This is a genomic window from Caballeronia sp. INML3B, assembly GCF_023631305.1.
Lineage (GTDB): Bacteria > Pseudomonadota > Gammaproteobacteria > Burkholderiales > Burkholderiaceae > Caballeronia > Caballeronia turbans.
Map to the genome: position 1 here is coordinate 71,597 of NZ_JALQDI010000077.1, position 18,565 is coordinate 90,161.

Genomic DNA, 18,565 nt, shown 5'->3' on the forward strand with positions numbered 1-18,565 from the left:
TGTCATCGGCCCGGAGGTTCGAGTGACTCGCCGCGGGCCGGCGCAAGCATGGGCGAATCGCCGGAATACGAGGGCAGGCCGCTCAGGATGCCCTCGAAGTCGCGCAACGCTTCACCGACAACCAGTCCTTCACTGTCGAGCCGGAACTGCCGGATCGAGCGCTCGTGTCCGTTCGCGCGACTCTTCACCGCGGTAATGGCGCTCAGGACTTCGCCGTGACGCTCGAAATATCGGAACAACAGGACGACGTCGCTGAGATAGCTGATGTCGATGTCGCTTTGAATTTCTCCGATGATGCCGTGCTGCCCCAGCACCAGTAACGTAATCACGCCGCGCTGGTTGAGGTAGGTCAGCAATTCGTGCATCTGCAGGAGCAGATAGCGTTCACCGGGCATGGCCTGAAGATACGCATTGAGGCTGTCGATGGCGACGAATCGTGCACCGTGTTCCTCGACGCACTTGCGCACGTCGCTCGCAAACTCGCCGGGAGCGATTTCGGCGGGGTCGATCTGGCGAAGCGTCAGCAGTCCGCTATCGAGGTGCGGCCGCAGGTCGATGCCGAGGTTCGTCGAGCGACGCAGGAGCGTCATGCGCGTCTCATCGAAGAGATAGTAGGTGCACGGCTCGCCGCGTTCGAGCGCAGCGAGAAGACAGGACGCGACCGTGGTCGTCTTGCCGACGCCCGAAGGCCCGACGATCAGCGTGTTGGTGCCCGGAACCAGTCCGCCACCGAGCAGCGCGTCCAGGCCGCCGGTGCCGGTGCTGAGCGCGCTGGACGAATAGTCCGTGTGATGCTCGGCTGCGATCAGACGCGGATAGACCTCGATGCCGCCCGTCTTGAGCGTCATGTCGTGAAAGCCTTCGCGGAACCGGATGCCGCGCATTTTCGCGATCCTCAGGCGCCGGCGTTCTCCGCCGTAATCGTGCGTCACGTTGTCGAGGCTAATGACGCCATGCGCGATGCTGTGCAACTGCAAGTCGCCCGGCTCCGAGGTATTGTCGTCGAGCAACAACACGGTGCAGGCACGCGTCGCGAAATAACGCTTCAGGGCAAGGATCTGGCGACGATAGCGCAGCGGATTCTGCGACAGCATGCGAAGCTCGGACAGGCTGTCGAAGACGAGCCGGGCGGGCTTCATCTCATCGACCTTGGCGATCACGTCGCGAACGGTTTCTCCCAGCTCGACCTCGGCAGGATGCAGCACACTCTGCTCGAAGCTCGGGTCCAGCCCTTCATCCGAGAGCAATTCCGTGATGGTGAATCGTGTCGTGTCCCAGCCGTGACTTTCGGCGACCGCGATCAGTTCCGCCTTCGTCTCGGACAAGGTGACATAGAGGCCGGATTCGCCGTTCTCGACGCCCTTGAGTAAAAATTGCAGGGCGAGGGTCGTTTTACCTGCGCCCGGCGCCCCTTCCACCAGGTACATCCTGTGAGGGGTCAGCCCGCCGCCCAGGATGTCGTCGAGGCCCAGAATGCCGGATTCGATGCGGCCGTTCGGGGCGTGAAGCAGTTTTTCCGGCATATGCGCGCTCTTCGATATGAATGTACGGATCGGTAGAAGCGGCAGCGAGCAAGAAACGAGCCCCCCCGGCCGCGGTCGATGGCGCAGCGGCCAGGGCGGCACCGGGTTCGCGGCGAAAGAAAGGGATTCGAAACCTGGTGATTCGCAGCTACGACGCGATTGCCGCCTCGGTGATCTACGCCTCTGGCTTGCTGCGCCCGTACAGCAGCAACATCGCTGCGATCACCACGCCGTAGATGATCTGACGTCCCGCTTCGGGCATCTGTGCGACCGAGAGGATCGACTGCAGCAGCGTGATGAGAATTGCGCCAGCCACGGTGCCGAGGTACGACCCGCGACCGCCCAGAATCGACGTGCCGCCGAGGACGACCGCCGCGATGGCCGGCAACAGGTAGGCATCGCCCATCGACTGCGCGGCCTTCGACGCATAACCTGCGAGCAGCACGCCGCCGAATGCCGCGAACGCGCTGCACACGGCGAAAGCGGCCACGGTCACGAGCCGCGTATCGATGCCGGAAAGATACGCCGCGCGTTCGGTGTTGCCGATCGCGTACAGCGTTCGGCCGAACGTCGTGCGCGACAGCAGGAACATCGTCGCGCCGCCGATCACGACCCACAGCGCGACCGCATTCGGCACGCCCGGCACGAGCCAGCCCGCCGCGAGCCATCGCATCACGTCCGGCGCGGAATCCTGCGGCGACGATCCCCCCGTGTAGACGATCATGATGCCCTGCGCGACCGCATTCGTTGCGAGCGTCGCGATCATCGACGGAATGCGCAGGAGCGCCACGAGAATGCCGTTGACGACGCCGATCAGCACGCCGCAACCGATCCCGACCGGAATCGCGAGGACGCGTCCCAGTTCGCCGTGCCCGGCGACGGCGCACGCCATCATCGCGCCGACCGTGATGGTCCACGGCAACGACAGGTCGATGTGGCCGAGCAGGATCACCATCATCAGGCCGGTCGCGATGATGCCGAGGAACGCGCCGACCTTCAGTTGCAGCAGGATGTATTCCGGCGACGTGAAGCTGCGCGAATACATTCCGCCGACGAGCAATAGCGCGACGATGCACGCGAACGCGATCACGATCGGTTTGTCGATCCGGCGCGCGAGCCTCGACACGAACGTGCTGCGGCCGTTTGCGGACACGTCGCTCATTGGAACCACTCCAGGCGGTTGCGCACCCGGAACAGCCCGCACGCGCCGATCGAGACCGCGAGCAGAAGAATCACGCCCTGGAAGAGCGGCTGCCACAGCGCATCGACGTTGAACACGAACAGCAGGTCGCCGATCGAACGGAACGCGAATGCGCCGAAGACCGCCCCGATCGCGCTGCCCCTGCCGCCCAGCAGCGACACGCCGCCGATGACCACGGCGGCGATCGAAAACAAGGTATAGGAGTTGGCGCTGCCGAGGCTCGCTTCGCCCGTGTCCGTGAAGAACGTCAGAAAGAGGCCGCCGATCGCGGCGAGCAGGCCGGCGAGCGTGTAGCTCGCGAACTTCGCGCGGCGGATCGGCATGCCGGAGAGGAAGGCCGCGGGTTCGGACGAGCCGGTTGCATAAGCCGCGCGCCCGATCGCGGAGCGCTTGAAGGGCACCCAGACGATCACCACGGCCGCGAGCAAAATCAGCAGGCTGGCCGGGACGACGCCGGCGACCTTGCCGGTCAGGGCGTCGGCGAGATCTTCGTTGATGGCGCCGCCGGGCACCGGGCGAAGCAGCAGCGCCAGTCCGTAGTAGACGGCGCCCGTTGCGATCGTCGTCACGATGGGCTGCAGACGGCCGAAAATGATGATGACGCCGTTGAGCGCGCCGCACAGCGCGCCCGCCGCGAGCACACCGGCGATGCCGAGCGCGCTGTGCAGCGCGTCGCCCGTGACGATCCACGATCCCAGGCAATTCGTCAGCACGAGCATCGTTCCGATCGACAGATCGATGCCCGCCGTCAGCACGACGAGCGCCTGGCCCATCGACACCAGCGCGAGCAATACCGCCTTGTTGGCCGCCGTCTGAAACACATTCGCCGACAACGTCGACGGATAGTTGAAGAGGTAAATCGCGAACATCAGCACGAACAGGCCGAATGCGAACGCCGACCCGCGATTTTCCGCATACCAGTAGCGCAATCCGCTCATGGCGCGACTCCTGTGGAAGGCGCAACCTGTCCGACGGGCAGGTCCAGCGCACTGGCGATGAGACTCTGCTCGGTGATCGCCGCCCCGACCAGCTCCTTCTTGATCCTGCCTTCGTACAGCACGAGCACGCGGTCGCAGCAGCCGATCAGCTCGTCATAGTCGGTCGAATAGAACACGATCGCGGCGCCCTCGTCGGCGAGCCGCCTGAGCAACTGATAGATCTCCTGCTTGGTGCCGACGTCGATGCCGCGTGTCGGGTCGCAAAGCAGCAGGATTCGCGGCTGCCGGACCAGCCACTTCGCGATGACGACCTTTTGCTGGTTGCCGCCCGAGAGCGAGCCCACGGCCGCATCGACGCTGAACGACTTGATCGCGAGGAGCGCCATCATCCGGTCGACGAACGACTGCTGGCGGTCGCGATCGATCACGCCTGCGGTGGACATGCGATCGAGCGCGGCAAACGACAGGTTTTCGCGCACCGACATCGGCAGCATCAACCCTTCGGTCTTGCGGTCCTCCGGAATCAGCGCCATGCCGATGCGATTGGCGCGGGCGGCCACGGGGCTTTCGATCGACACGGCCTTGCCATCGATCTCGATCGCCCCTGTGCAACCGCGCAGCACGCCGAACAACGCGAGCAGCAGTTCGCGCTGGCCTTGTCCGTCGAGGCCGCCCAGCCCGAGTATTTCGCCGGGCCTCACAGAAAAGCTGACGCCGCGCAGGGTGTCGTTCCACGCGAGGTCTCGGCAGGCGAGCACCGGTGCGGCGGCGCCGCGCTGCCCGGGCGCGTCCGCGGGCCTGGCGGGAAACACATGCTGGTACTTGCGGCCGATCATCATTTCGACAACCTCGTTGTCGGAGCGCGTGCCTGCCTCGAAGCTCATCACATGACGACCGTTACGGTAGACGGTGCATTCGTCCGCGAGCGCCTTCACCTCGTGCATCCGGTGCGAGATGAACAGCAGCGCGAGCCCTTCGTCGCGCAGGCGCTTGAGCACGTCGATGACGCGCGCCACGTCGGCCGCGGTCAGCGCCGACGTGGCTTCGTCGAGAATCAAAATGCGCGGCTCGTGGGCCAGCCCCTTCGCGAGTTCGACCATCTGCTGGCGCGACAGCGGCAGATCGCGGACCTTTGTAAGCGGATTGATGTCGGCCGCGCCGGCGCGCGCGAGCGCGGCCTCGGCCTGGCGGCGCTGGGCGCGGCGGTCGATCATGCCGAAGCGTCGCGGCGGGTTCGAAGCGAAGATGTTGTCCGCCACGCTCAGGTCGGGGATCAGCGACAACTCCTGATACACGCAGACGATGCCGGCCGCGTTCGCCGCGGCGGGCGACGCGAACGAGACTTCGCGACCGTCGAGGTGCATCGTGCCTTCGTCCGGCTGCACGACGCCGGACATCACCTTCAGCAGCGTGGACTTGCCCGCGCCGTTCTCGCCGAGGACCGCGTGAATGCGTCCCCGGCGCACCGCGAGTTCCGCGTGATCCAGCGCGACGGCGCCGCCGTAGCTTTTCGACACCCCGGACATCTGAAAGAACGGCCGCTCTGCGTCCTGCCGCATGCTTCGTCTCCCGTCACGTGGCCGGCCATCGTCCGGTTACTGGTTGCCCTGGCTCTGCTTCATGATTTCCTGTGCGGAGAAGTTGATGCCGCATGTCGGAAACGAGTTGCCGACGAAGAAGTTGTCGGATTCGTTGGGGAAGTAGTTGACGCCCGCCTTCAGCTTCGCATCGTCCGTGATGTCGAGGGGCAGCTTGATCGCCACGGGAATCGTCTGACCGTCCAGCGCGGCGAGCGCGGTCTTGATCGCCACGGCCACCTGCGCGGGACCGCTGCCCGCCGACGTGCATTTCAGGCCCTGGCTGCCGTACTGCGCGCAGAACTTGCGAAAGCCGTTTTCCGTCTCGCCGCCGAACGGAACGAACGGATGCTTCGCGTCGATCATGGCGCGCACGACGCCGGTGTCGCCGCCCTGCGCCGAAATGCCGTCGAAATGGCCCTGCACCGCAATGGCGTCGGCGGCGGCCTTCTGCGCGACGCCGTCGTCCCACTTGCCGTAGACCTGGACGATGTTCCACTTCTTGCCGGTCTCGTCGAGCGTTTTCTGGAAACCATTGTGCCGGTCAGTATCGACCGAGGTGCCCGCCACGCCGCGCACCTCGAGCACCTTGCCGCCGTTGGGCACATGGCTCGCGAGCCACTTGGCCCACAGCACGCCGAGCCCGTACTGGTCGACGTCGACGTTGATCGCGTCTTCGCTGTCGAGCGTGTTGTCGAACGCGATCAGCACGACGCCGGCCTTCTTCGCGCGGCGAATCGCCGGGCCGAACGAGGACGGATTCTGCGCATCGACGATGATCGCGTCATAGCCCGCATCGATGAAGTTGTTGACGGCCGAGATCTGCGCCGGGACGTCCTCGCCGGTCGAGACGACCTTGAATTCCTTGAGTTTCGCGGCGACCGCCGGTTGCGCGGTGTACGCCTTGGCCGTCTTGATCATCTGGATGCGCCAGGTGTTGGCGATATAGCCGTTCACGAGTGCGATGCGGTAAGGGCCGTTCTTCTTCGGATACTTGACGAACTTCGTGTCGCTCTTCCAGGGAACCATGCACGCCGGATCGCTGGACGGACCGGAAACGATCGAAGCCTGCGCGAAAGCCGCACTTGCGCATAGCGCCAGTGCCGCGCTCGCCGCCACTCGAAGCACCTTGATTCCTGGACGCATGTTGTCTCCTTTTTGTTGGATTGAATCTAACGACTGCTGGCGCACAGGGCTCGTCGTGGATTCGCGACACGGTGCGCGCAAAGCGAGGAATCTTTCAGATTTGCCAGGCGGGATGCGATCGGACTGGCAGCAGGACTTTTTCCAAAGGCGCCCCTCGAAGGCGCGAGGAAGGGCACGCGCGTACACATTCGCGTGTGACAGTACTGGCATACCAATCCACGCGCGATAGTGGTTTACGAGCGTGCGCCATGTATGACGCAATCGGGCTGAAAGGCTTGATGGGAAAGGCTGTAGCACGATCGGCTTGCGGCCGTCATGGCGCGCGACGCGGACCGCTGCGCGCGGCGATGCCGGCACATTTCGCGCGCGAGGCCGGCGAGTTCACGCGGGCCTCGCGCTAGCCGGAGCAGCGGCCCGACAGTTCGAAAGCATGGCACGCGGCGCACGCGTGAGCCTAGCTGTCGCGCGCCACGTCTGCACTGGCGCTGCTGTAGAGCGGCGCCGTCTTCCCACTGGCGATGCTGTCGCCGATAGCCTGCAAGTCGAGAGAAGGCGTCTTCGCGAGCAGCACGTAGGCGAGCCGATTCGTGCGCCACGTGACCGTTTTCATTTCGCCGACCCGACTCGCGCGCACCGGCGCATCGCCCTCGTTTTCCTCGATCACGCACAGCGCGACCGGATCGCCGCGTTCCGGCAGATACACCATCTGAATGAGCGGACGGTCGTGATAGTTCAGGCGCTGCACGCGCTTGAACTTGAGGCCGACCTGACGCAGATCGGGAACGTCGACCGGCATGCCGTCGCGCTGATGGATATCCGCCAGCACCTGCTCGGTGGTGGCCTTGTCTTCCCGGATATTGGCAACCGTGTCGCGCCCGTAGAGCACCTGATAATCCGCGACGCTCTGCACCCATGGATCGACCCCCGGCTTCAACGGATTCACGCCCCCGAGATAACCGGTGAGCACGCCGGAGCAGATCGCACCTGCGACGAAGGCCGCGGCGGCCCATTGCATCGAAAAACGGCGGCTGCCGCGCCGCGCGTCGCGCTCTTGCGGCGCGCTGACGCTCACAAGTTCCTCGATGCGCCGCGTCAGGCTTTCAGGCACGGGCGGCACCGATTGCCGGTCGTAAGCTGCGCGGTAAGGCAGGACCGATGCCTGCAATGCCGCGGCCCGTGCCGCCAGTTCGTCGGAATGCGAGATCGCCGCCTCGACTTCCGCGCGCTGCTCGGGCGAAAGCTCTCCGTCAACATAGGCCATCAGCAGCGTGTCATCGACATTCATCATAATGATTCTCCTTTTCGGGCCGCGGCCGGCGACTGCGCACTGAACTTCTGGCCGATCGTCAGCCGCGCGCGCGACAGCCGGCTCATGACCGTGCCGATCGGCACGTCGAGCACCTCGGCGGCTTCGCGATAGCTGAGTCCTTCGATCGCGACCAGCACCATCACGACACGCTGCGCCTCGGGCAAAGCCTCCACGGCGTCGATCACCTGCCGATGCAACAAATCGAGCTCCGGATTGTGCGCCGCGGGATCGGCGAAGGATTCGATTTCCTCGTCCTGCCAGTCCATGCTGCCGCGGTTTCGAATCGAACGAGCGCGCAGTTCGTTCATCCATGTCGAGTGCACGATCGAAAACAGCCAGCTGAGCGCCGACGTGCCCGGCTGAAGCTGATTGCGCCGCTCGAGCGCCCGCACGCACGCCCGCTGCACGAGATCCTCGGCGTCGTGCGGGTTCTGCGTGAGCCGCAGTGCAAATCGCCATAGCCGCGGCAACAGCGTCGGCAGGACGGTTTGCAGGTCGTCGTCGTTCATCGGCGCAACTCCTGAAATGGGCGCACTCATGATTGACAACACTCCAGGCTGGAATCTATTCCACGAATTTTTCGAGTTTTTTTGCGGAATAAGCAGGCGCGGGCGGCTGTTTTCGGGTCACGGATCGCGCAACGCGGCGCACTCGAACCACCGAATAGGAGACAGATCATGGAGACCCTCCTCGACCGGGCCCGGCAAGCAGGCATGGCGGTCATGCTGGACGCGTGCATCGGACGCGAACGTTTTCATAGCATAGTCGGTTCGGCGGCGACCCTCGAACGATTTGCACAACTTTGCGAAACGCCTGCGGTGGATCGCGAAACGCTCGCGGGCTGGGCGGCGCTGTGCGAGCGCGGGGACATGCCGGCCGTGCAGGCTGCGATCCGCCGGGCGCTCGGCGCGTGATTCAAGGTTGATGCCGGACGTTGAAAAACGCATCGAAGCAGTATGAACAGTTAGCAATCCAAATAAATCAGGGCGATGGAAGTACGCCCGAATTTCAACTTCGCGATCAACGACGACGCGAATTTTGCCTGTGCCGCAAGGCGCATTTTTCTCTGGAGACTGACATGGCCGTAGATATGTTTCTCAAGCTGGGCGACATCAAGGGTGAATCACTGGCGGTGGGTCACACCGACGAAATCGAGGTGCTGAGCTGGTCGTGGGGATGCTCGCAGACGGGCACCACGCACACCGGAACGGGTGGCGGCACCGGGACCGCTTCGGTGCAGGATCTGTCGATCAGCAAGTACATCGACAAGAGCTCGCCCACCATCGTGCAATCGTGCTGCCAGGGCGTGCACATGCCTGAGGCCGTGCTCACGCTGCGCAAGGCGGGCGGCAACGAGCCGGTCGAGTATCTGAAGATCACGCTCAAGGAAGTGCTCATCAGCAGCCATTCGGTCGGCTCGGGCGGCGGCGATCAGGTTGCCGAGAACATCACGCTGAACTTCGCCGAATTCAACATGGAGTACCAGCCGCAGGACAACAACGGCGCGAAGAAGGGCGGCGTGGTGACCGGCAAGTGGAACATCCCGAAAAACTCGGCGACATCCGACTCCGGCGCGAGCAGCAGTTCCAGTTCGTCGAGTTCGACGAGAAGCCGCTAAGCCGCCTTCCGTTCAATGCGCCTCGCGGACACCGCCATGAACCTCGCAGATATCGCAACCTGGCTGACCGACCTCACGCCGGATTCTCCGTGCGGCGAGGACGAAGAGTACAGCGCCGATTTCCGGGCGCTGGAGCAGGCAATCGCCGGCAAGCCCGACGCCCAGTATGGCGGCACCGTGATCGCCGCGACGCCGCCCGACTGGACGCTGGCTCACGCCCTCGCGACGGCCCTGCTCGCACGCACACGCGACTTGCGGGTGGCGGTGCATTACACGCGGGCGAGCATGGTCCGCGAGGACTTCATCGGGCTTGCGCGCGGGCTCGCGCTGATCGAAGGGCTGCTCGCGCGGCACTGGAGCGGCGTGCATCCGCAACTCGATGCAAGCGATGGCGACGATCCGACCGCGCGCGTCAACGCGCTGTCGGCGCTCATCGACGGCTCCGGGCTCGTGGGCGAGCTGCGCGATACGCCCTTCGTCGCGCCGCGCGGCCAGCGCGGATTCACGCTGCGCGACATGGAAGTGCTCGCGGGCGAAGCGCCGCTTTTCGAAGGCGACGAGATGCCGACCCTCGCGGCCATCGATGCGGCGTTCGCTCAAGCGGGCGCCGAAGCGGGACGGGCGCAGTGCGAGGCGCTGTCGTCGGCGCGGGCTTCGCTCACGCAGATCGAGACCTTGCTGACAGAGCACGTGGGGCCGGCGCGCGCGCTCGACTTCGGGCCGCTCGCGCGTCCGCTCGGGCGCATCGCGGAGTTCGTGGCGGCGCGGGTCGGAGCGCCCGATCCGGATACGGGGCGAGGGGGCAGTGCGATGGAGACCCATAGCAGTGAAGAGGGCGCGGGTTGCGCAGCGGCGGCGCATGCCGCCATCGGCGGACCCGCCACGCCCCGGCGTATCGCGAGCGCGCAGGACGTGAGCGATGCGCTCGACGCGATCTGCGCCTACTACGACGAGCACGAGCCATCGAGCCCGCTGCCGGTGCTGCTGCAGCGGGCCCGCAGGCTGGTCGGCAAGCGCTTCATGGAAATCATCGAGGACGTCGCGCCGGACGGCGCACATCAATTCAGGCATCTGGGCGGGGTCGTCTGACCGGACTCAGGCAAAAGCAAAGGAGTGGACATCGTGGCAAAGGAAAGCAGTCAGAAATTCATCGCGCGCAATCGCGCGCCGCGCGTGCAGATTGAATACGACGTCGAAGTCTACGGCTCGGAAAAGAAAGTGAACCTGCCCTTCGTGATGGGCGTGCTCGCGGATCTCTCCGGCCAGAGCGCGGAGCCGCTCGCGCCCGCCGCCGAGCGGAAGTTCCTGGAGGTCGATGTCGACAACTTCGACGAGCGTCTCAAGTCGATGAAGCCGCGCGTCGCGGTGCAGGTGCCCAACACGCTGACGGGCGAGGGCAACGTCGCCGTCGATCTGACTTTCGAGAGCATGGACGACTTCACGCCCGCCGCCATCGCACGCAAGGTCGAACCGCTGCGGCAACTGCTGGAGGCGCGCACGCAGCTCGCCAACCTGCTGACCTACATGGACGGCAAGACCGGCGCCGAAGCGCTGATCGCGCGCCTGCTGGAAGAACCCGCGCTGATGAAAGCACTGAGCGCAGAGCCTCGCCCGAACGGCGACGAAGACGAGCCCACTACCGGAGCATGACGCGATGAACGATCTCAGCATCCAGCAACAGGCCGGCGCCAGCGTGATGGAAACGGCGCCCGCGCTCGACGATTTCTCCACGCTGCTGCAAAAGGAATTCAAGCCGAAGTCCGAGCGGGCCCGCGATGCCGTCGAACGCGCCGTGCGCACGCTTGCCGAGCAGGCGCTGCGCGACACCGGCGTGATCTCGGGCGACGTCCTCGCGACCATCGAGGCGCTGATCGCGCAGATCGATCAGGCGCTCACCGGCCAGATCAATCTGATCCTGCACAGCGAGCCGTTCCAGAAGGTCGAGAGCGCATGGCGCGGCCTGCACTACCTCGTGAACAATACGGAGACCGACGAGTCGCTCAAGATCCGCGTGCTGAACATCTCGAAGCCGGAACTGCACAAGACGCTGAAGAAGTATCGCGGCGTGGCGTGGGATCAGAGCCCGCTCTTCAAGAAGCTCTACGAGGAGGAGTACGGACAGTTCGGCGGCGAGCCTTACGGCGCGCTCGTCGCGGATTACTACTTCGATCACAGCGGCCCCGACGTCGACCTGCTCACGCAGATCGCGAAGATCGCGGCGGCGGCGCATGCGCCGTTCATCGCGGGCGCGGATCCGGCCGCGCTCCTGATGGAGTCGTGGCAGGAACTCGCCAATCCGCGTGATCTGACCAAGATCTTCCAGACGCCCGAGCATGCCGCGTGGCGCTCGCTGCGCGATTCGGAGGATTCGCGCTACATCGGCCTCGCGATGCCGCGCTTTCTGGCGCGCGCGCCCTACGGCGCGAAAACGGACCCGGTCGAAGCCTTCGATTTCGAGGAAGACACCGCAGGCGCGAACAGCAGCAAGTACGCGTGGGCGAACGCGGCGTATGCGATGGCGGCGAACATCACGCGCTCGTTCAGGATGTTCGGCTGGTGCTCGCGCATTCGCGGCGTCGAGTCGGGCGGTGCGGTCGAAGGCCTGCCGGTTCACGCGTTTCCGACGGACGACGGCGGCGTGGACATGAAGTGCCCGACCGAGATCGCGATCAGCGACCGCCGCGAGGCCGAGCTTGCCAAGAACGGCTTCATGCCGCTCGTGCACAAGAAGAACTCGGACTTCGCGGCGTTCATCGGCGCGCAATCGCTGCACAAGCCGGCCGAGTACGAAGACCCGGACGCCACCGCGAACGCCAATCTCGCGGCGCGCCTGCCGTATCTCTTCGCGTGCAGCCGCTTCGCGCATTACCTCAAGTGCATCGTGCGCGACAAGCTCGGCTCGTTCAAGGAACGCGAGGACATGGAGCGCTGGCTGCAGAACTGGATTCTCCAGTATGTCGATGGCGACCCCACGCACTCGTCCGACGACACCAAGGCGCGCAAGCCGCTCGCGGATGCGCAGGTCGTCGTCGAGGAAGTGGCGGGCAATCCGGGCTACTACACGTCGAAGTTCTTCCTGCGCCCGCATTACCAGCTCGAAGGTCTCACGGTGTCGCTGCGGCTCGTGTCGAAGCTGCCGACCGCCAAGACCGCCTGAGCCTCGCCGTGTCCGCCCGTCCTGCCTCGTTTGCTCAAAGGGAGTTGCTCATGTCCGAACCCTCCGCCCGTGACCGCCTGCAACCGTCGTTGCTGGACCGGCTGACCGATTTCGAGCCGCACGCGCGTCATGAAGCGCGCGAGCGTCGCGTGGTGTCGGCGCGCGCGCTGCGCGAGAGCGTCCAACGCGACATCGGCTGGCTGCTGAACGCGAGCGGTCTCGCGGACGGCGCACACGCGCCCGGTCTGCCGCACGTCGCGACATCGGTGCTGAACTACGGCCTGCCGGACCTCGCGGGGCGCAACGTCGCGGCGCTCACGCCCGGCGCGCTCGAGCGCGTGATCCGCGACGCGCTGTGGGCGTTCGAGCCGCGCCTCGCGCGCGAATCGGTGCGCGTGACGGCGATCGACGATACGAAGGGCGCGGCGCGCAGCCATGTGATCCGCTTCGAGATCGAGGCGCAGATGTGGTCCCAGCCGTATCCCGAGCGGCTTTTTCTGCGCACGGAACTGGATCTCGAAGCGGGCGAAGTGCGCGTCGCCGATGCATCGACCACGCGCGCCGGATCATCGGCCGGGGAGCAGCAGGCATGAACCCCGCGTTCCTCAAGTACTACAGCCAGGAGCTTCAGCACGTCCGGGAGATGGGCGGTGAATTCGCCGCCGCGTTTCCGAAGATCGCGGGACGGCTCGCGCTCGACGGCGTCGAATGCGCGGACCCGTACGTCGAGCGGTTGCTCGAAGGCTTCAGCTTCCTCGCCGCGCGCGTCCAGATGAAGCTCGACGCCGAGTTCCCGCGCTTCACGCAGCATCTGCTCGAACTGGCATATCCGCACTATCTGGCGCCGACGCCGTCGATGGCGGTCGTCCAGTTGCACGCGGACCATAGGAATCCGCAGCTTGCCGCGAGCGCCGATGGCATCGTCGTGCCGCGCCATACGGCGTTGCGAGGCATGCTCGACAAGTCCGCCTCCACGCGTTGCGAATACCGCACCGCGCATGCGCTCACGCTGTGGCCGGTCGAGATCGCGCGGGCGAAGTTCTTCACCCATGCGGGCGGCCCCGGTGCATCGTCGTTGCCGGCCAACGTCCGGGGCGGGCTGCGCCTGCGTCTGCGCGCGACCGGCGCGCTCGGCTTCGAGCGCCTTTCGCTCGATCGTCTCGCGCTCTATCTGCGCGGTCCGGACGGCTTGCCCGCGCGCCTGCACGAGCGTCTGCTCGCGCATTGCATCGGCGTGGCGGTGATGCAGCCGGGCGACGGCGCAAGCGCGTCGACCACGCTCGCCGTGCTCCCGAAGACCGCGTTGCAGCCGATGGGTTTCGCCGAGGACGAGGCGCTCCTGCCGGTCGGTCAGCAATCGTTCGACGGCTATCGGCTCTTGCAGGAGTATTTCGCCTTCGCGCCGCGCTTCATGTTCGTCGAGCTGGCCGGCCTGCGCGACGCGCTTCGTCTTTGCCGCGGCGCGGAAGCGGAGATCGTGATCCTGCTCGATCAGGCCGATGCGTCGCTCGAACGCGGGGTCGACGTTTCGCACTTCGCGCTCAACTGCACGCCCGCGATCAACCTGTTTCGCCGCCGCACCGACCGCGTCGCGCTGTCGGACACCGAGTTCGAGTATCACGTCGTCGTCGACCGCACGCGGCCGATGGACTACGAGATCCATCAGATCGACGAAGTGACCGGCTACGGCGCGGGCGCGGCCGCCGAGAAGCAGTATCGGCCGTTCTACTGCGCGAAGGATCTCGATGCGCCGGGCGAGGGCGGCGCGTTCTATCAGTTGCGGCGCGAGGCGCGGCGTGCGTCGGTGCGGCAGCAGCAAAGCGGCGCGCGCAGCAGCTATCTCGGCAGCGAAGCCTTCATCGCGCTGGTCGATGCGGCGAGCGCGCCCGAGCGCGGCGAAGTGCGTCAGCTCGGCATCAGCGCGTGGTGCACGAACCGCGATCTGCCGCTTTCGATGCCCGTCGGCGCGGGTTCGACCGACTTCACGCTCGATGCCGAGGCGCCCGTCACCGCCGTGCGCTGCGTCGCGGGCCCGAGCCGGCCGCTGCCGTCGTTCGCGCAGGGGCCGGCGTCGTGGCGGCTGCTCGATCATCTTTCGCTGAACTACGCGTCGCTCGTGGATACGAACGCGCAGGAAGGCGCCCGCGCGCTGCGGGAACTGCTCGCGCTGTACTGCCCCGCCGACGATGCCGCCGCGCACCGGCAGGTCGAAGGCCTGCGCTCGGTGTCGTGCGAGCCGGTCGTGCGCCGCCTGCCGTCGCCGGGGCCGATCGTCTACGGGCGCGGCCTCGCGGTCACGCTGCGCTTCGACGACGCCGCGTTCGAAGGCGCGAGCGCGTTTTTGCTCGGCGCGGTGCTCGCGCAGTTCTTCGCGCGCTACGTGTCGATCAATTCGTTCACCGAGACCGCCGTCGCGACGCTCGCGCGCGGCCCGATCATGCAGTGGCCTGCGAGGACCGGACGATGCGCGACGCTCTGACCCTCGACGGCATGCTCGTCCGTGACGCGCGCCGCTTCGACTTCTTCCAGGCGCTGCGGCTCATCGAGCAGGCGCATGCAGAGCGCCCGCGCCTCGGCCGCTCGCTCGCCGCGCGCGACGATGCCGTGCGCCTCTCGCAGGACCCGGAGCTGATCTTTCATCCGACCGCGCTCGGCGAATACGTGCCGGGCGAGAACGGCCGGCCGGGGCGGCTCGCGGTGAATTTTCTCGGCCTGCTCGGCCCCAACGGCCCGCTGCCGACGCACCTGACCGCTTACGTGCGCGAGCGCGTCCGTCACGCGAACGATCCCACGCTCGCGCGCTTTCTCGACGTGTTTCATCACCGGATGCTGTCGCTGTTCTATCGCGCGTGGGCGGATGCGCAGCCGGTCGTGAGCGCCGACCGTCCGGGCGACGATCGCTTCGCGGGCTACGTCGGCAGCCTGTTCGGTCTCGGCGCGCCCGCGCTCGCCGATCGCGACGCGGTGCCCGATTCCGCGAAGCGCCACTTCGCCGGCATCCTCGCCGCGCCCACGCGCCATGCGAGCGGGCTGCGGCTCATTCTCTCGCGCTTCTTCGGCGTGCCGGTGTCGGTCGAGCCGTGGCGCGGCCACTGGATCACGCTGCCGGAAGAAGGCCGCACGCGTCTGTCCGGCGCGCGGCTCGGCGAATCGACGGTCGTCGGCACGCGGGTGTGGGACTGCCAGCACAAGTTCCGCATCGTGATCGGGCCGCTGCGCTACGCGGACTTCGCGCGCTTCCTGCCGGGCGGGCAGAGCCTCGTGAAACTCGCCGACTGGGTCCGCGATTACGTGCGCGATCCGCTCGACTGGGACGTATCGCTGCATCTGAAGCGCGACGACGTGCCCGCGCTGCGTCTGCAGGGCAATACCGCGCACGGCGCGCGTCTGGGCTGGAACACGTGGCTCACGAGCGGCGCGCCCGTGCATGACAACCATCGGGTCGTGATCGCCGGGCAGGCGGGCGCGAGCCATCGCAAGGAGACTCCTCATGACTGAGATCAGCCGCATGGCGTTGTTCGGCAAGCTTCATCCGCTCGCCTATCGGGCGATAGAAAACGGCGCGGCGTTCTGCAAGTTGCGCGGCAATCCGTATGTCGAGCTCGCGCACTGGGTGCATCAGATCCTGCTCGCGGCGGATTCCGACCTGCGGCGCCTCGTGCGTCACTTCGATCTCGACGAGACCGCGCTCGAACGCGATCTGACCGCCGCGCTCGACCGCCTGCCGCGCGGCGCGAGCGCAGTCTCCGACATCTCCGCGCAGGTCGACGAAGCCGTCGAGCGCGGCTGGGTCTTCGGCTCGCTGATGTTCGACGCCGCGAACGTGCGCACGGGCCATCTCGTGATCGGCATTCTCCGCACGCCGAACCTGCGCAACGCGCTTTACGCGCTCTCGCGCCAGTTCGAGAAGATCAGCTTCGATGCATTGTCCGCACGCTTCGATGCGCTGCTCGAAGGCTCGCCCGAAGCGCAGGCCGCGCCTGCCGCCGAGCCCGTGGCGCTGCCCGCGCAGCATGACGCGCTCTCCCGCTATACCGTCGATCTGACCGCCGAGGCGCGCGAGGGCAAGCTCGATCCCATCGTCGGGCGCGACATGGAGATTCGCCAGGTCGTCGACATTCTCATGCGCCGCCGCCAGAACAACCCGATCCTCACGGGCGAGGCGGGCGTCGGCAAGACGGCGGTGGTGGAAGGCTTCGCGCAGCGCATCGTCGCGGGCGAGGTGCCCCCCGCGTTGCGCGACGCCGTTGTGCGCACGCTCGATGTCGGCCTGCTGCAGGCGGGGGCGAGCGTGAAGGGCGAGTTCGAGAACCGGCTCAAGCAGGTGATCGAGCAGGTGCAGAAGTCGGACAAGCCGGTGATCCTTTTCATCGACGAGGCGCATACGCTCGTCGGCGCGGGCGGCGCGGCCGGCACCGGCGATGCGGCCAACCTGCTCAAGCCCGCGCTCGCGCGCGGCACGCTGCGCACCATCGCCGCGACGACGTGGGTCGAATACAAGAAGCACATCGAGAAGGACCCGGCGCTCACGCGCCGCTTTCAGGTCGTGAAAGTGCCCGAGCCTTCGGAGGACAACGCGATTGCGATGATGCGCGGCCTCGTGCGCAAGATGGAGTCGCATCACGGCGTGCAGGTGCTCGACGAGGCGCTCGAAGCGGCGGTGAAGCTCTCGCATCGCTTCATTCCCGCGCGCCAGTTGCCCGACAAGGCCGTGAGCCTGCTCGACACCGCCTGCGCGCGCGTCGCGGTGAGCCAGCAGGCGCTGCCCCCGGCCATCGACGATGCGAAGCGGCGCATCGAAACGTGGCAGACCGAAAGCGAGATCGTGGCGCGTGAAGCCGCGCTCGGCATCGACACGCAGGAACGCGCGGCGGATGTCGCCGCGCGCCTCGACGCCGAGCGTGCGCGTCTCGCGGAATTGACGGCGCGCTGGGAAGCCGAACGTGCGCTGGTCGCGCGCATTCTCGCGGCGCGCCGTGCGATCGGGGAGGGCGGCGAAGCCGTGACCCTCTCCGACCTGCAGGGCCTGACCGATGAACTCGCGCAACGCCAGGGCGAAGCGCCGCTGATTCTGCCGGGCGTGGACGCGCATGCGGTGGCATCGGTCGTGCAGGACTGGACCGGCATTCCGGTCGGCCGCATGGTGCGCGACGAAGCCGCGAGCGTGCTCGATCTCGCCACGACGCTGAACCGGCGCATCGTCGGGCAACGCCACGCGATGGACATGATCGCGCGCCGCGTGCAGACCGCGCGCGCCGGCCTCGACGATCCCGGCAAGCCCGTCGGCGTGTTCATGCTGGCGGGCACCTCGGGCGTCGGCAAGACCGAAACCGCGCTCGCGCTCGCCGAAGCGCTTTATGGCGGCGAAGAGAACGTCGTCACCGTGAACATGAGCGAGTACCAGGAAGCGCACACGGTGTCGCTGCTCAAGGGCGCGCCGCCGGGATATGTCGGCTACGGCGAAGGCGGCGTGCTCACCGAGGCGGTGCGGCGTCGTCCGTACAGCGTCGTGCTGCTCGACGAATTCGAGAAGGCGCATCCGGACGTGCACAAGCTGTTCTTTCAGGTCTTCGACAAGGGCCGCATGGAAGACGGCGAGGGCCGCGAGATCGACTTTTCCAACACGCTGATCCTGCTCACAACCAACGTCGGCACCGAGCTGATCACGCAACTGTGCGGTGGCGGGCGCGAGACGCCGTCGCCCGAAGAGATCGCGCGTGCGCTGCGCGCGCCGCTGCTCGACGCCTTCCCGCCCGCGCTGCTCGGGCGCGTCGCGGTGATTCCGTACTACCCGCTCGACGACACGATGCTCGATGCGGTGATTCGCCTGCAGCTCGCTCGCATCGAGCGGCGCATCGCGGAGCGCCATCGCGTGAAGTTCGCCTATGACGACGCCGTGGTCCGACAGATCGCGCGCCGCTGCACCGAGCTCGCGAGCGGCGGCCGCATGATCGACGCGATCCTCACCAATACCGTGCTGCCCCGCGTGAGCGCGGAATTCCTCGGCCGTCTCGTCGATGGCCGCAGTATCGGAAAAGTCGAGGTCGGCGTATGCGACGGCGACTTCACCTATGCCTTCGATTGACAGGGAGCCAG

The 18,565-nt window shown here is 66.5% G+C and carries 16 protein-coding genes; 9 read left to right on the forward strand and 7 right to left on the reverse strand.

The genetic code is table 11. From position 1 onward, the window contains the following. Nucleotides 1–2: 2 nt before the first annotated feature. From NCS58_RS31370 to NCS58_RS31400, 7 genes are all read right to left on the reverse strand, one after another. Nucleotides 3–1,523 (reverse strand): ATPase domain-containing protein, encoded by a 1,521-nt coding sequence (locus tag NCS58_RS31370; protein WP_061118438.1) that lies wholly within the window; start codon nucleotides 1,521–1,523, stop codon nucleotides 3–5. Between the two features lie 175 nt (nucleotides 1,524–1,698). Next, complete coding sequence (locus NCS58_RS31375; RefSeq protein ID WP_250478333.1) at nucleotides 1,699–2,685, reverse strand: ABC transporter permease; 987 nt, start codon at nucleotides 2,683–2,685, stop codon at nucleotides 1,699–1,701. Next, complete coding sequence (locus NCS58_RS31380) at nucleotides 2,682–3,662, reverse strand: ABC transporter permease (RefSeq protein WP_250478334.1); 981 nt, start codon at nucleotides 3,660–3,662, stop codon at nucleotides 2,682–2,684. The genes NCS58_RS31375 and NCS58_RS31380 overlap by 4 nt, the downstream gene beginning before the upstream one ends. Beyond that, entirely contained in the window at nucleotides 3,659–5,221 is a 1,563-nt protein-coding gene (locus NCS58_RS31385) for a sugar ABC transporter ATP-binding protein (protein ID WP_061118441.1), read from the reverse strand. The genes NCS58_RS31380 and NCS58_RS31385 overlap by 4 nt, the downstream gene beginning before the upstream one ends. Nucleotides 5,222–5,257: 36 nt before the next feature. Next, entirely contained in the window at nucleotides 5,258–6,385 is a 1,128-nt protein-coding gene (locus tag NCS58_RS31390) for a sugar ABC transporter substrate-binding protein (protein WP_061118442.1), read from the reverse strand. A gap of 454 nt (nucleotides 6,386–6,839) precedes the next feature. After that, nucleotides 6,840–7,673 carry an anti-sigma factor gene (locus NCS58_RS31395; protein WP_250478335.1) on the reverse strand — a complete coding sequence of 278 codons (834 nt, stop codon included), beginning with the start codon at nucleotides 7,671–7,673 and terminating at the stop codon, nucleotides 6,840–6,842. Further along, entirely contained in the window at nucleotides 7,670–8,203 is a 534-nt protein-coding gene (locus NCS58_RS31400; protein ID WP_061118443.1) for an RNA polymerase sigma factor, read from the reverse strand. The genes NCS58_RS31395 and NCS58_RS31400 overlap by 4 nt, the downstream gene beginning before the upstream one ends. Nucleotides 8,204–8,371: 168 nt before the next feature. Between NCS58_RS31400 and NCS58_RS31405 the strand changes: the two genes are divergently transcribed. The 9 genes from NCS58_RS31405 (at nucleotide 8,372) to tssH (ending at nucleotide 18,554) form a co-directional block, all read left to right on the forward strand. Continuing rightward, entirely contained in the window at nucleotides 8,372–8,608 is a 237-nt protein-coding gene (locus tag NCS58_RS31405) for a hypothetical protein (RefSeq protein ID WP_250478336.1), read from the forward strand. Nucleotides 8,609–8,772: 164 nt separating this feature from the next. After that, entirely contained in the window at nucleotides 8,773–9,312 is a 540-nt protein-coding gene (locus tag NCS58_RS31410; RefSeq protein ID WP_061118445.1) for a type VI secretion system tube protein Hcp, read from the forward strand. A 36-nt stretch (nucleotides 9,313–9,348) separates the two neighbouring features. Next, nucleotides 9,349–10,401: a type VI secretion system protein TssA gene (tssA, locus tag NCS58_RS31415; RefSeq protein WP_061118552.1), complete on the forward strand. Its 1,053-nt coding sequence runs from the start codon at nucleotides 9,349–9,351 to the stop codon at nucleotides 10,399–10,401. Nucleotides 10,402–10,434: 33 nt separating this feature from the next. Then, nucleotides 10,435–10,962 (forward strand): type VI secretion system contractile sheath small subunit, encoded by a 528-nt coding sequence (tssB, locus tag NCS58_RS31420; protein WP_250478337.1) that lies wholly within the window; start codon nucleotides 10,435–10,437, stop codon nucleotides 10,960–10,962. A gap of 46 nt (nucleotides 10,963–11,008) precedes the next feature. Further along, nucleotides 11,009–12,469 carry a type VI secretion system contractile sheath large subunit gene (gene tssC, locus NCS58_RS31425; protein ID WP_409219334.1) on the forward strand — a complete coding sequence of 487 codons (1,461 nt, stop codon included), beginning with the start codon at nucleotides 11,009–11,011 and terminating at the stop codon, nucleotides 12,467–12,469. Between the two features lie 50 nt (nucleotides 12,470–12,519). Next, on the forward strand, nucleotides 12,520–13,062 hold the full coding sequence (tssE, locus tag NCS58_RS31430) for a type VI secretion system baseplate subunit TssE (RefSeq protein WP_061118447.1): 543 nt from the start codon (nucleotides 12,520–12,522) through the stop codon (nucleotides 13,060–13,062). After that, on the forward strand, nucleotides 13,059–14,948 hold the full coding sequence (gene tssF, locus NCS58_RS31435; protein WP_250478339.1) for a type VI secretion system baseplate subunit TssF: 1,890 nt from the start codon (nucleotides 13,059–13,061) through the stop codon (nucleotides 14,946–14,948). Before tssE ends, tssF begins: the two co-directional genes overlap by 4 nt. Further along, nucleotides 14,933–15,967: a type VI secretion system baseplate subunit TssG gene (tssG, locus tag NCS58_RS31440; protein WP_250478340.1), complete on the forward strand. Its 1,035-nt coding sequence runs from the start codon at nucleotides 14,933–14,935 to the stop codon at nucleotides 15,965–15,967. Before tssF ends, tssG begins: the two co-directional genes overlap by 16 nt. Beyond that, nucleotides 15,960–18,554: a type VI secretion system ATPase TssH gene (tssH, locus tag NCS58_RS31445; RefSeq protein ID WP_250478341.1), complete on the forward strand. Its 2,595-nt coding sequence runs from the start codon at nucleotides 15,960–15,962 to the stop codon at nucleotides 18,552–18,554. Before tssG ends, tssH begins: the two co-directional genes overlap by 8 nt. Nucleotides 18,555–18,565 lie beyond the last annotated feature (11 nt).